Origin of the sequence: Pseudomonas sp. Pseusp3, from assembly GCF_047304225.1 — a bacterium.
Classification (GTDB): domain Bacteria; phylum Pseudomonadota; class Gammaproteobacteria; order Pseudomonadales; family Pseudomonadaceae; genus Aquipseudomonas; species Aquipseudomonas fluorescens_CD.
This window is the reverse complement of record NZ_JBGLYV010000010.1, coordinates 82915-94845: the sequence shown is the minus strand read 5'-3', so window position 1 is coordinate 94845 and position 11931 is coordinate 82915. Positions and strand designations below refer to the sequence as shown.

Below are 11931 nucleotides of genomic sequence, written 5' to 3'. Positions count from 1 at the left end.
GCCCCCATCCCGCCCCCCACGCACATGGTGACGATGCCGTAACGCAGGTTGCGTCGCTGCAATTCGCGAACGAGATGCCCGACCTGGCGCGATCCGGTCATGCCGAACGGGTGACCGATGGAAATCGACCCACCGTTGACGTTGTACCGGGCGTTGTCGATTTCCAGCCGGTTACGGCTGTACAGGCACTGCGAGGCGAACGCTTCGTTGAGTTCCCACAAGTCGATGTCGTCAATCCGCAAGCCATTGGCCTTGAGCAGTTTCGGCACCGAAAACACCGGGCCGATGCCCATCTCGTCCGGCGCGCAACCGGCCACGGTAAAACCACGGAAGAAGGCCTTGGGCTTGAGCCCCAGTTCCAGGGCTTTTTCCAGGCTCATCACCAGGGTCATGGACGCGCCGTCCGACAGTTGCGAGGAGTTGCCGGCCGTCACCGAGCCATCGTCGGCGAACACCGGTTTCAACCCGGCCAGACTTTCCAGGGTGGTATCAGGGCGGTTGCAGTCGTCGCGATCGACAACGCCGTCGAGAATCTGCACTTGGCCCGTGGCCTTGTCCTCGACCTGGTATTTCACCGCCATCGGCACGATTTCGTCGCTGAACAGGCCGGCAGCCTGCGCCTGGGCGGTGCGTTGCTGGCTTTGCAGGGCGTACAGATCCTGTTCTTCGCGGCTGACGTTGTAGCGACGGGCAACGATCTCAGCGGTCTGGCCCATCGGGAAGTAGATGCCCGGCACCTGCTCCTTGAGCAGCGGGTTGATCAGGTTATCGGTGTTGACGCTTTTCATGGTCAGGCTGATGGACTCGACGCCACCGGCGACGATGATGTCGCTGCAACCCGAGGCGATCTGGTTCGCGGCAATGGCGATCGCCTGCAAGCCCGAGGAACAGAAACGATTGAGGGTCATGCCAGCCGTGCCGATGCCCAGGCGCGACAGCACTGCGACGTTGCGACCGATGTTGAAGCCCTGGGCACCTTCGTTGGAACCGGCGCCAACGATGCAGTCCTCGACGCTGGCAGGGTCGATACCGGTGCGCGCCAACAACGCGTTCACACAATGGGCCGCCATGTCGTCCGGGCGGGTCATATTGAATTTACCGCGAAAGGATTTGGCCAGGCCGGTCCGTACGCTGTCGACAATCACCACTTCACGCATGGCATACCTCATTGTTGTTATCGGTTGAGAGTGGACCGAGCATAAGCCCACCCAATTACCGGCTGCGACAATCATTCACCCCGCGTATGCGCAACCATCGCCTCAATCCTTGCCCTTGCCCTTCTTGCGTTCATGCCGGTCGGATTTTTCAAAAGCCTCCTCCAGTGCCCGGTTGATGGTGCGCAAGACTTTGACCCGCGCCCAACGCTTGTCGTTGGCTTCCACCAGAGTCCATGGCGCAATCTCGGTGCTGGTACGGTCGACCATGTCGCCGACGGCCGCACGATAGTCGTCCCATTTTTCACGGTTGCGCCAGTCGTCCTCGGTGATCTTGAAGCGCTTGAAGGAAATTTCCTCGCGTTCCTGGAAGCGCTCCAGTTGCGTCTGTTTGTCGATGGCCAGCCAGAACTTGACCACTATCACACCGGCGTCGGTAACCTGTTCCTCGAAGTCGTTGATCTCACTGTAGGCGCGCAACCAGTCTGCCGGACTGCAGAAACCTTCGATGCGCTCCACCAGCACCCGGCCATACCAGGAGCGGTCGAACACGGTGAACTTGCCCCGGGCCGGAAGGTGCCGCCAGAAACGCCACAGGTACGGTTGCGCCCGCTCTTCTTCGGTGGGCGCAGCAATCGGCACGATGCTGTACTGGCGCGGATCCAGCGCTGCCGCTACCCGGCGGATCGCCCCGCCCTTGCCGGCCGCGTCGTTGCCCTCGAACACCGCCACCAACGCATGGCGGCGCATGCGTTTGTCACGCATCAACCCGGAGAACCGCGCCTGTTCGGTGATCAGTTGTTCTTCGTAATCTTCCTTGTCCAGCTGCAGGGTCAGGTCCAGGCTGTCAAGCAGGTTCACTTGATCGACACTGGGGAACACTGGCGCGGCGCTGACCTTTTCCGGATGGATCGTCGGCCGCTGCAATGCACCGTGCAGCCCCTCCAGCAGAATGCGCCCCACGGCCAGGCTGCGATAATGTGCATCCGCCCCGGCGATCACATGCCATGGTGCATAGTCGCGACTGGTGCGGCGCAGGACGCGCTCGCCGTACTTCACGAATTTGTCGTAGGTTTGCGACTGTTGCCAGTCCAGCGGGCTGATGCGCCAACTGTGCAGCGGGTCGTCGGCCAGCGCCTTGAGGCGTGCCTTCATTTGCTTCCTGGAGAGGTGAAACCAGAACTTGAAGATCAGCGCACCTTCATCGCACAGCATCTTTTCCAGACGCTCGGCGGCATTGATCGCCTGGTCGAGTCGCGGATCCTTGAACTCGCCATGGACCCGTCCCTGCAGCATCTGGCTGTACCAGTTGCCGAAGAAAATCCCCATGCGGCCCTTGGCCGGGAGCATCCGCCAGTAACGCCAGGCCGGTGGCCGCGCCAGCTCTTCGTCGGTCTGCTGATCAAACGTGCGAACCTCGATCAGGCGCGGGTCCATCCACTCGTTGAGTAACTTGATCGTCTCGCCCTTGCCGGCGCCTTCGATGCCGTTGATCAAAACGATCACCGGAAACCGGCGTTGCTGCTGCAATTCGAATTGCGCTTCGAGCAACGCTTCGCGCAGGGCCGGTACTTCGGCGTCATAGATGTCTTTGTCGATGGCGTGATCGATTTCAGCAGATTCAAACATGAGCGGCTCCCTTGCAGATGTGAGCAAGCCTAGCGGATTGAACTGAAGGCCAGCAGAGATTTTCCTGAGGGTCCTCCTCGCCACAAAGAGCTTGGCCACTCCGCCGATCGGCTAGAATGGCGACCTTGCCGTTACCGAGCCTGCCATGAAACCTGTATTGCCCCACGCCCAGCTCGACTGGGACGACCAAGGTCGCCCGTATTCGCGAGTGTTCGACGATGTGTATTTCTCCGACCAGTCGGGGCTGGACGAAACCCGCTATGTCTTTATCGAGCAGAACCGCCTGGCCGAACGCTTTGCGGCCTTGCCCGAGGGCGGGCGACTGGTCATCGGTGAAACGGGGTTCGGCACCGGGCTGAATTTCCTGTGCGCCTGGCAGGTGTTCGAGCAACACGCGGCGGCCGGGGCTCGGTTGCATTTTGTCAGCGTCGAAAAATACCCGTTGAGCCCGGCCGACCTGCAACGTGCCCTGGCGCTGTGGCCGGAACTCAAGGTGTTTGCCGATCAGTTGCTGGCGCAGTACGTGGCGATCCATCAGGGTTTTCAGCGCCTGACGCTGGACAACGGCCGCGTCACCCTGACCCTGCTGATCGGCGATGCGCTGGAACAACTGCCCCAACTCGATGCCCGAATCGACGCCTGGTTCCTCGACGGTTTCGCTCCGGCGAAAAACCCCGACATGTGGACCGCCGAACTGTTTGCCGAACTGGCGCGCCTGGCCGCTCCCGGCGCGTCCATCAGCACCTTCACCAGCACTGGCTGGGTGCGGCGCCTGCTCAACGCCGCCGGTTTCAAGATGAAACGCACCCCCGGCATCGGCCACAAATGGGAAATCCTGCGCGGCGAGTTCCTCGGCTGGCCCCGGGAAACGCCGGCCCCGGCCCAGGACAAACCCTGGTTTGCCCACCCCGCTCCGCTGGCCGGCGAGCGTCAGGCACTGGTGATCGGTGCCGGGCTGGCCGGTTGTGCCAGCGCCGCCAGCCTTGCCGCACGGGGCTGGCAAGTGACATTGCTGGAACGCCACGACGCCATTGCCCAGGAAGCCTCGGGCAACCCACAGGGCGTGCTCTACCTGAAGTTATCGGCCCATGGCACGGCGCTGTCGCAAATGATCGTCAGCGGTTTTGGCTACACCCGCAGACTGCTCGAACACTTGCAACGGGGTCGCGACTGGGATGATTGCGGCGTGCTGCAACTGGCGTTCAATGCCAAGGAAGCCGAACGCCAGGTGCAATTGGCGGCAGCGTTTGCGCCGGACCTGCTGCACCTGCTGGGTCAACCTGAGGCACAGGCCGTGGCCGGAGTCGGCCTGGCACACGGCGGCCTGTTCTATCCCGAAGGCGGCTGGGTGCATCCACCGGCGTTGTGCCAGTGGCAGGCTGCGCATCCACAGATTCAATTGCTCACCCATCACGATGTACTGCAACTGCGCAAGGTTGAAAGCCAGTGGCAAGCCTGGGACGGCGAGCGTTTGCTTGCCAGTGCACCCGTGGTGGTGCTTGCCGGTGCTGCTGAAATCCAGCGTTTCCCCGAGAGCGCCGGGTTGCCGCTCAAACGCATTCGCGGGCAAATCACCCGTCTGACGCAAACCCCGCAGAGCCTCGCCCTGAACACCGTAGTGTGTGCCGAAGGCTATGTCGCCCCTGCCCGTTCGGGCGAACACACCCTGGGGGCCAGTTTCGATTTCAAGAGCGATGACCTGACGCCGACCACCGCAGAACACCTCGGCAACCTGGCCATGCTCGAAGAGATTTCCCGTGATCTGGTCTCCCGTCTGGCGATCGACCGCCTCGACCCCGAAAGCCTCCAGGGTCGCGCCGCCTTTCGCTGCACCAGCCCCGACTATCTACCGATCGTCGGCCCGTTGGCCGACGCGCAGTCGTTTGCCCAAGCCTATGCCGCACTGAGCAAGGATGCCCGGCAGGTGCCCGACGTCGCATGCCCGTGGCTCGACGGCTTATACGTCAACAGCGGCCACGGTTCGCGTGGCCTGATCACTGCGCCATTGTCCGGGGAACTGCTGGCGGCGTGGCTGGACAATGAGCCCCTGCCGCTGCCCAGAAGCGTGGCCGAAGCCTGTCACCCCAATCGGTTTGCCCTGCGACGCCTGATCCGGGGCAAATAGTCGATACCGCCGTCGAGGGCGCCCGCACAGCGGCTCTCGGCTCGGGTCTCGCCAGCTTATAACTCATTAATCTAAAACTCCCCTTACCGAGGTGGGTCAGTTTCTGAGTGCCCGCCGTTTTGGCGCGGTATCGATTGACCCTCCCCAACGGAAAAACCGGTAAGGAATTTATGTGCGGATTAGCTGGCGAGTTACGTTTTGATCATCAACCTGCAGACCTTGCAGCCGTGGAGCGAATCACCCATCACCTGGCCCCTCGCGGCCCCGACGCCTGGGGCTTTCACAGCCAGGGACCGGTTGCCCTGGGCCATCGGCGCCTGAAAATCATGGACCTGTCGGACGGCTCGGCGCAGCCGATGATCGACCCGCAATTGGGCTTGTCCCTGGCCTTCAACGGCGCGATCTACAACTTTCCCGAACTGCGTGCCGAGCTTGAAAGCCTGGGTTACGCCTTCTATTCCGCTGGCGACACCGAAGTGTTGCTCAAGGGTTATCACGCTTGGGGCGAAGCCCTGCTGCCGAAGCTCAATGGCATGTTTGCCTTGGCTGTTTGGGAACGCGATGCCCAATGCCTGTTCATCGCCCGCGACCGTCTCGGCGTGAAACCGTTGTACCTGTCACGCACCGGCCAGCGCCTGCGCTTTGCTTCCGCACTACCGGCACTGCTCAAGGGCGGCGACATCAATCCGCTTCTCGATCCGGTAGCGCTCAATCATTATCTGAATTTCCACGCCGTGGTCCCGGCACCGCGCACCTTGCTGGCGGGCATCGAAAAACTGCCGCCGGCCACCTGGATGCGCATCGAAGCCGATGGTCGCACCGAGCAGAAAACCTGGTGGACCCTGCCCTACGGCCCGCATGCCGATGAGATGAACCTGACCCTCGAAGACTGGCGCGACCGTGTACTCGACAGCACTCGCGAAGCGGTGGCGATTCGTCAGCGTGCGGCGGTGGATGTCGGCGTGCTGCTGTCCGGTGGCGTCGATTCAAGCCTGCTGGTGGGCTTGTTACGGGAGGTCGGCGTGGACAACCTGTCGACCTTCTCCATCGGCTTCCAGGACGCCGGTGGCGAGCGCGGTGACGAGTTCCAGTATTCGGACCTGATCGCCAAACACTACGGCACCCGGCACCACCAATTGCGCATCGATGAAAAACAGATCATCGAGCAGCTGCCCGCCGCGTTCCGGGCCATGAGTGAACCGATGGTCAGCCATGACTGCATCGCCTTCTACCTGTTGTCACGGGAGGTGGCCAAACATTGCAAGGTGGTCCAGAGCGGCCAGGGCGCGGATGAACTGTTCGCCGGTTACCACTGGTATCCGCAAGTGGACGGAGCGAGTGATCCGTATGCCGCGTACCGCGAAGCGTTTTTCGATCGCAGCTACGACGACTACGCCGCCACCGTGCAACCGAAATGGCTGACCGCGAATGACGCCGCCGGTGACTTCGTCAAAGCCCATTTCGCCCAGCCCGGTGCCGATGCCGCGGTGGACAAGGCCTTGCGCCTGGACAGCACGGTGATGCTGGTGGACGACCCGGTCAAGCGCGTCGACAACATGACCATGGCCTGGGGTCTGGAAGCACGCACGCCGTTTCTCGACTACCGCCTGGTGGAGTTGTCGGCACGGATTCCGGGGCGCTTCAAACTGCCGGACGGCGGCAAGCAGGTCTTGAAAGAAGCTGCGCGACAAGTGATTCCCAGTGAAGTGATCGACCGCAAGAAAGGTTACTTCCCGGTGCCGGGCCTCAAGCATTTGCAGGGCGATACGCTGGAATGGGTGCGCGAGTTGCTGCTCGATCCCAGCCAGGATCGCGGGCTGTTCAACCCCGCGATGCTCGACCGTCTGCTGACTGATCCACAGGGACAATTGACGCCGTTGCGCGGTTCGAAGCTGTGGCAACTGGCGGCCCTCAACCTGTGGCTCAGCGAACAAGGAATATGACCGATGAAACCTCATGCCACGGCTTTCAGCCAACGCCTGTTGCGCGGCCAGTCACCTTCCTACGAACGCTTGCAGGCTCGTCTGGCCGAGGATCGCAGTGAACTCGGCGGAGCTCCGATTGCCGTGCATTGCGGCTGGGGGCGCTTGTTGATCGGCCACACCTTTGCCGATGCCGCAAGCCTCGCCGGGGAGTTGCTCAACGAACAGCCCGGCGAGCGGGATATTGCGCTGTACGTCGCCGCGCCCCAGCAAGTGCTGGGGCTGGAGCCGACACAGCTGTTTCTCGACCCGTCCGATACCTTGCGTCTGTGGTTCAGCGATTATCGCCAAGCGACCCGGGTGTTTCGCGGGTTCCGCATTCGACGCGTGCAAAGCGATGCAGACTGGCAGGCGATCAATCAGCTGTATCAGGCGCGCGGCATGCTGCCGGTCGATCCCACCCTGCTCACTGCGCGTCACCTGGGCGGCCCGGTGTACTGGCTGGCCGAAGACGAGGACAGCGGCGCGATCATCGGCAGCGTCATGGGCCTCAACCACCACAAGGCCTTCAACGATCCGGAAAACGGCAGCAGCCTGTGGTGCCTGGCGGTCGACCCGCATTGTGCGCGGCCGGGTGTCGGTGAAGTGCTGGTGCGGCATCTGATCGAGCATTTCATGAGTCGCGGGCTCGCTTGCCTCGACCTGTCCGTACTGCACGACAACCGCCAGGCGAAAAACCTTTACGCCAAGCTCGGTTTTCGCAACCTGACGACCTTCGCCATCAAGCGCAAGAACGGTATCAATCAACCGCTGTTTCTCGGGCCCGGCCCGGAGGCCGCGTTCAATCCGTATGCGCGGATCATTGTCGAGGAAGCACACCGTCGTGGCATCGATGTGCAAGTCGATGACGCCGACGCCGGGATGTTCACCCTCAGCCATGGCGGGCGCCGGGTACGCTGTCGTGAATCCCTGAGCGACCTGACCAGCGCCATCAGCATGAGCCTGTGCAAGGACAAAAGCCTGACCCACAAAGTGCTCAAGGCTGCCGGGTTGAACCTGCCGGCGCAGCAACTGGCCGGTACCGCCGATGACAATCTGGCGTTCCTCGATGAGCACCTCAGAGTGGTGGTCAAACCGCTGGACGGCGAACAGGGCCAAGGCGTGGCGGTGGATTTGCAGACCATCGAAGAAGTCCAGCAAGCCATCGAAGCCGCCCGCCGATTCGACAGCCGCGTACTGCTGGAAAGCTTCCACGAAGGCCTTGACCTGCGGATTCTGGTGATCGGTTATGAAGTGGTCGCGGCCGCCATTCGCCGGCCAGCCGAGGTGGTCGGCGACGGCCAACACTCCATCGGCGCCTTGATCGAAGCCCAGAGCCGGCGGCGACAAGCGGCCACGGGTGGTGAAAGCAAGATCCCGCTGGATCACGAGACCCGGCGCACCTTGAATGCAGCCGGTCATGACTACGACAGCATTCTGCCGGCCGGCGAGCGTCTGTTCGTAAGGCGCACGGCAAATCTACATACCGGCGGGACTCTCGAGGACGTCACTGCGATTTTGCATCCGACGCTGGCAGATGCTGCCATCCGCGCCGCGCGGGCGCTGGACATTCCCGTGGTCGGCCTGGATTTGATGGTGCCCGCCGCCGATCAGCCCGAATACGTGTTTATCGAAGCCAACGAGCGGGCCGGGCTGGCCAATCATGAACCGCAGCCCACGGCGGAGCGATTTGTGGACTTGTTGTTTCCGCACAGTCAGCCGGTGGTCTTTTAGTGATGCATTGCCTGGGCTTGCTCGCGAAGGCGGCATGACTGGCAGCCAAAAATCTTCTCATCGAAACCATCGATGGCCTCAACTCATCAGGAGTTTCCATGACCAGCAAAATCCCTGAACCGGACCTCGGCTACCTGCAAAAAGTCCTGCTGGAAATGCTCGCCATTCCCAGCCCCACCGGGTTCACCGACACCATCGTGCGCTACGTCGCCGAGCGCCTTGAAGAACTGGGCATTCCCTTCGAAATGACCCGCCGCGGCACCATTCGCGCCACGCTCAAGGGCAAGAAGAACAGCCCTGACCGCGCCGTTTCCGCCCACCTGGACACCATCGGCGCGGCGGTGCGGGCGGTGAAGGACAACGGTCGCCTGACCCTCGCGCCGGTCGGCTGCTGGTCCAGCCGCTTTGCCGAAGGCAGTCGGGTCAGCCTGTTTACCGACAACGGCGTGATCCGCGGCAGCGTCTTGCCGCTGATGGCGTCCGGGCACGCGTTCAATACCGCCGTGGATGAGCTGCCGATCAGTTGGGATCACATCGAATTGCGTCTGGACGCCTACTGCGCCACCCGCGCCGACTGCGAGTCGCTGGGCATCAGCGTCGGCGACTTCGTCGCCTTCGACCCGCTGCCGGAGTTCACCGAAAGCGGCCACATCAGCGCCCGCCACCTCGACGACAAGGCCGGGGTGGCCGCGCTGCTGGCAGCGCTCAAAGCCATCGTCGACAGCGGCCAGGACCTGATGATCGACTGCCATCCGCTGTTCACCATCACCGAGGAAACCGGCAGTGGCGCCGCGGCGGCATTGCCCTGGGACGTCAGTGAATTCGTCGGCATCGACATTGCACCGGTCGCGACCGGCCAACACTCCAGCGAGCACGCGGTGAGCATCGCGATGCAGGACTCCGGCGGGCCCTATGACTATCACCTGTCGCGCCACCTCCTGCGCCTGGCCAGCGACAACGAGCTGCCGGCGCGCCGGGACCTGTTCCGTTACTACTTCAGCGATGCACATTCGGCGGTTACCGCCGGCCACGACATTCGCACCGCCCTGCTCGCCTTCGGCTGCGACGCCACCCATGGTTACGAACGTACCCATATCGACAGCCTCGCCGCCCTGAGTCGCCTGCTCGGTGCGTACATCCTCAGCCCGCCAGTGTTTGCCAGCGATGCGCAACCGGCCAAAGGGTCACTGGACCGCTTCAGCCATCAGCTCGAACACGATACCCAGATGGAAAGCGATACGCGGGTGCCTTCGGTGGACAGCCTGGTGGGGCAGCGGTCGTAGAGTTGAGTTGCAACGCTGAGATATTCGGTGTCTGACAGGTAGTCTTCGCGAGCAAGCCCGCTCCCACATTCGACCGCATTCCCATGAAAGAACTCGGTCAACTGTGGGAGCGGCGGTGCGACGATTCGACTTGCTCGCGAAGGCGGCAGATCAGACAACACAGGATCCCAGGCTAGCCGATACCGGACATTCGCCGTAGCATCGCGCCATTGATCCAACCGAGGTGCCTATGCTGATTCCCTACGACCAACTTCAAGTCGACACCCTCACCCGCCTGATCGAGGATTTCGTCACCCGCGACGGCACGGACAATGGTGACGACACGCCACTGGAAACCCGCGTACTGCGCGTGCGCCAGGCCTTGACCAAGGGGCAGGCACTGATTGTCTTCGACCCGGAAAGCGAGCAATGCCAACTGATGCTCAAGCACGACGTGCCCAAGCACCTGTTTGACTGAAGTGTTCAGCGTTCCTTGGTTTTCGCCAGTTTTTTCTGGATCCGTTCGTAGATTTCGCAGCGGTGCACGTTGACTTCCTGAGGCGCTTCGACGCCAAAGCGAATGTTGCTTCCGTTGATCGCGAGAACACGCACGGAAATATTTTCACCGATGGAAATGGTTTCGCCCACAACGCGGGTGAGTACGAGCATGAGGAGTGTCCTTCAGGGGTTACTGGCCCTTGAAGATGCCCAGCTCGCTGCAGGCCTACAATGCTCCGACAGCAATCCAGACCGGACTGACAGCCATCACGCACAAGGCTTACAGAAAGGTCTGACAGGCCGCTTGATTGTAAGGCCGATCCGTCAGGACGCGGAGAATCGCGGCCCGAACAGGATGACACTTGCGCCGACCACACACAGCGCCACGCCGAGCCAGTCCGACCCCAGCGGACGAATCCGCTCGACCACGGCCAACCAGCCGATGGACGCAATGATGTAGATGCCGCCGTAAGCGGCGTACGCGCGGCCGGCGTAGGTGGCTTCAATACGGGTCAGCAGCAGGGCGAACAGGGTCAGGCTCAATAGCGCCGGTACTACCCACCACATGCTTTTACCCTGTCGCAGCCACATCCAGAAGGCGAAACAACCGGCAATCTCGAACAGCGCGGCGAGGAAAAACCACAGGTAATTGAGCATGCACGTGTCTCGCTAGGATGGCCGATGGCGGCCACCCTAACCACAGCGTTGCCTGCGAGCAAGATCAGCTTGCGGATTGCCTGGCCTTGGCGCGCATTTTGTCGGCCATGGCGGTCATTTCGTTGTAGAGCAGTTGCGGGTTCTTCTGCTTCATCGCCCAGGCCATGCGGCCCTGTTCGTGGGGCAGGATCATGAACTCGCCGGCAGCGACCTGCCGGTAGATGTAGTCGGCGATGTCGGCGGCGCTGATCGGCGAGCTCTCCAGCAATTTGCCGACCTGGGCTTTCATGGCCGGTGTCGGGCCGCGAAACGAGTCCAGCAGGTTGGTCTGGAAGAACGACGGACACACCACATGCACGCCGACTTCCTGATGCGCCAGTTCGATCAGCAGGCTTTCGGACAACGCCACCACGCCCGCCTTGGCCACGTTGTAGTTGCTCATCGCCGGACCTTGCATCAGCGCGGCCATGGACGCGATGTTGATGATCTTGCCTTTGCTTTTCTCCAGCAGCGGCAGGAAAGCCTTGCAGCCCTTGACCACGCCCATCAGGTTGATCGCGATCTGCCAGTCCCAGTCCTCCAGGGACAACTCACTGAAGAAGCCGCCAGACGCTACGCCCGCGTTGTTGACGATGACATCGATGCCACCGAGCTTGACTTCGCAGGCCTGGGCGAACGCCGTCAGCTGGCTGTAGTCGCGCACGTCGCAGCGCTGGATAAAACCATCACCACCGGCTTCGCGGACCAGCTTGAGGGTTTCCTGCAAGCCGGGCTCGCTGACGTCCGACAAGGCCAGTTGCCAGCCTTCACGCGCCCAGCGCAGCGCGATTTCGCGACCCAGGCCAGAGCCTGCACCAGTGATCATCATGCGATTTTGCATAGCAAACAGCCTTGTTGTTCTCGGAAGATGC

General features: G+C 62.1%; 10 protein-coding genes. 5 read left to right on the top strand and 5 right to left on the bottom strand.

The window, feature by feature from the left end:
* Both ACCD00_RS05840 and pap read right to left on the bottom strand, forming a co-directional pair.
* A partial coding sequence (locus tag ACCD00_RS05840) for a thiolase family protein (protein WP_413422738.1) occupies window positions 1–1157 on the bottom strand: 1157 nt, incomplete at its 3' end.
* Between the two features lie 102 nt (window positions 1158–1259).
* Window positions 1260–2783, bottom strand: coding sequence for a polyphosphate:AMP phosphotransferase (pap, locus tag ACCD00_RS05835; RefSeq protein ID WP_413422736.1), 1524 nt, complete (start codon window positions 2781–2783; stop codon window positions 1260–1262).
* 145 nt (window positions 2784–2928) lie between these two features.
* Between pap and mnmC the strand changes: the two genes are divergently transcribed.
* The 5 genes from mnmC to ACCD00_RS05810 all read left to right on the top strand — a co-directional run bounded on the left by mnmC (window position 2929) and on the right by ACCD00_RS05810 (window position 10343).
* Entirely contained in the window at window positions 2929–4908 is a 1980-nt protein-coding gene (gene mnmC, locus ACCD00_RS05830; RefSeq protein WP_413422734.1) for a bifunctional tRNA (5-methylaminomethyl-2-thiouridine)(34)-methyltransferase MnmD/FAD-dependent 5-carboxymethylaminomethyl-2-thiouridine(34) oxidoreductase MnmC, read from the top strand.
* 170 nt (window positions 4909–5078) lie between these two features.
* Window positions 5079–6851, top strand: a complete 1773-nt coding sequence (locus ACCD00_RS05825) for an N-acetylglutaminylglutamine amidotransferase (protein WP_413422732.1) — start codon at window positions 5079–5081, stop codon at window positions 6849–6851.
* A gap of 3 nt (window positions 6852–6854) precedes the next feature.
* A complete protein-coding gene (gene ngg / locus ACCD00_RS05820; RefSeq protein WP_413422730.1) occupies window positions 6855–8603 on the top strand; it encodes an N-acetylglutaminylglutamine synthetase in 1749 nt (582 codons plus the stop codon).
* A gap of 98 nt (window positions 8604–8701) precedes the next feature.
* Window positions 8702–9886 carry an osmoprotectant NAGGN system M42 family peptidase gene (locus ACCD00_RS05815; protein WP_413422728.1) on the top strand — a complete coding sequence of 395 codons (1185 nt, stop codon included), beginning with the start codon at window positions 8702–8704 and terminating at the stop codon, window positions 9884–9886.
* Window positions 9887–10115: 229 nt separating this feature from the next.
* The gene (locus tag ACCD00_RS05810; RefSeq protein WP_008017754.1) at window positions 10116–10343 is read left to right on the top strand and encodes a YheU family protein; all 228 of its coding nucleotides are present in this window, start codon (window positions 10116–10118) and stop codon (window positions 10341–10343) included.
* A gap of 5 nt (window positions 10344–10348) precedes the next feature.
* Here ACCD00_RS05810 and csrA read toward each other — a convergent pair whose 3' ends face one another.
* The 3 genes from csrA to ACCD00_RS05795 all read right to left on the bottom strand — a co-directional run bounded on the left by csrA (window position 10349) and on the right by ACCD00_RS05795 (window position 11900).
* Complete coding sequence (csrA, locus tag ACCD00_RS05805) at window positions 10349–10534, bottom strand: carbon storage regulator CsrA (RefSeq protein WP_413422726.1); 186 nt, start codon at window positions 10532–10534, stop codon at window positions 10349–10351.
* Between the two features lie 153 nt (window positions 10535–10687).
* On the bottom strand, window positions 10688–11020 hold the full coding sequence (locus tag ACCD00_RS05800; protein WP_413422724.1) for a YnfA family protein: 333 nt from the start codon (window positions 11018–11020) through the stop codon (window positions 10688–10690).
* A gap of 64 nt (window positions 11021–11084) precedes the next feature.
* On the bottom strand, window positions 11085–11900 hold the full coding sequence (locus ACCD00_RS05795) for an SDR family oxidoreductase (RefSeq protein ID WP_413422722.1): 816 nt from the start codon (window positions 11898–11900) through the stop codon (window positions 11085–11087).
* Window positions 11901–11931: the final 31 nt, after the last annotated feature.

Excerpts from the sequence above, each read along its gene's own strand:
- pap (WP_413422736.1), bottom strand. The coding sequence starts at position 2,783 with ATGTTTGAATCTGCTGAAATCGATCACGCCATCGACAAAGACATCTAT.
- mnmC (WP_413422734.1), top strand. The coding sequence starts at position 2,929 with ATGAAACCTGTATTGCCCCACGCCCAGCTCGACTGGGACGACCAAGGT.
- ACCD00_RS05825 (WP_413422732.1), top strand. The coding sequence starts at position 5,079 with ATGTGCGGATTAGCTGGCGAGTTACGTTTTGATCATCAACCTGCAGAC.
- ngg (WP_413422730.1), top strand. The coding sequence starts at position 6,855 with ATGAAACCTCATGCCACGGCTTTCAGCCAACGCCTGTTGCGCGGCCAG.
- ACCD00_RS05815 (WP_413422728.1), top strand. The coding sequence starts at position 8,702 with ATGACCAGCAAAATCCCTGAACCGGACCTCGGCTACCTGCAAAAAGTC.
- ACCD00_RS05810 (WP_008017754.1), top strand. The coding sequence starts at position 10,116 with ATGCTGATTCCCTACGACCAACTTCAAGTCGACACCCTCACCCGCCTG.
- csrA (WP_413422726.1), bottom strand. The coding sequence starts at position 10,534 with ATGCTCGTACTCACCCGCGTTGTGGGCGAAACCATTTCCATCGGTGAA.
- ACCD00_RS05800 (WP_413422724.1), bottom strand. The coding sequence starts at position 11,020 with ATGCTCAATTACCTGTGGTTTTTCCTCGCCGCGCTGTTCGAGATTGCC.
- ACCD00_RS05795 (WP_413422722.1), bottom strand. The coding sequence starts at position 11,900 with ATGCAAAATCGCATGATGATCACTGGTGCAGGCTCTGGCCTGGGTCGC.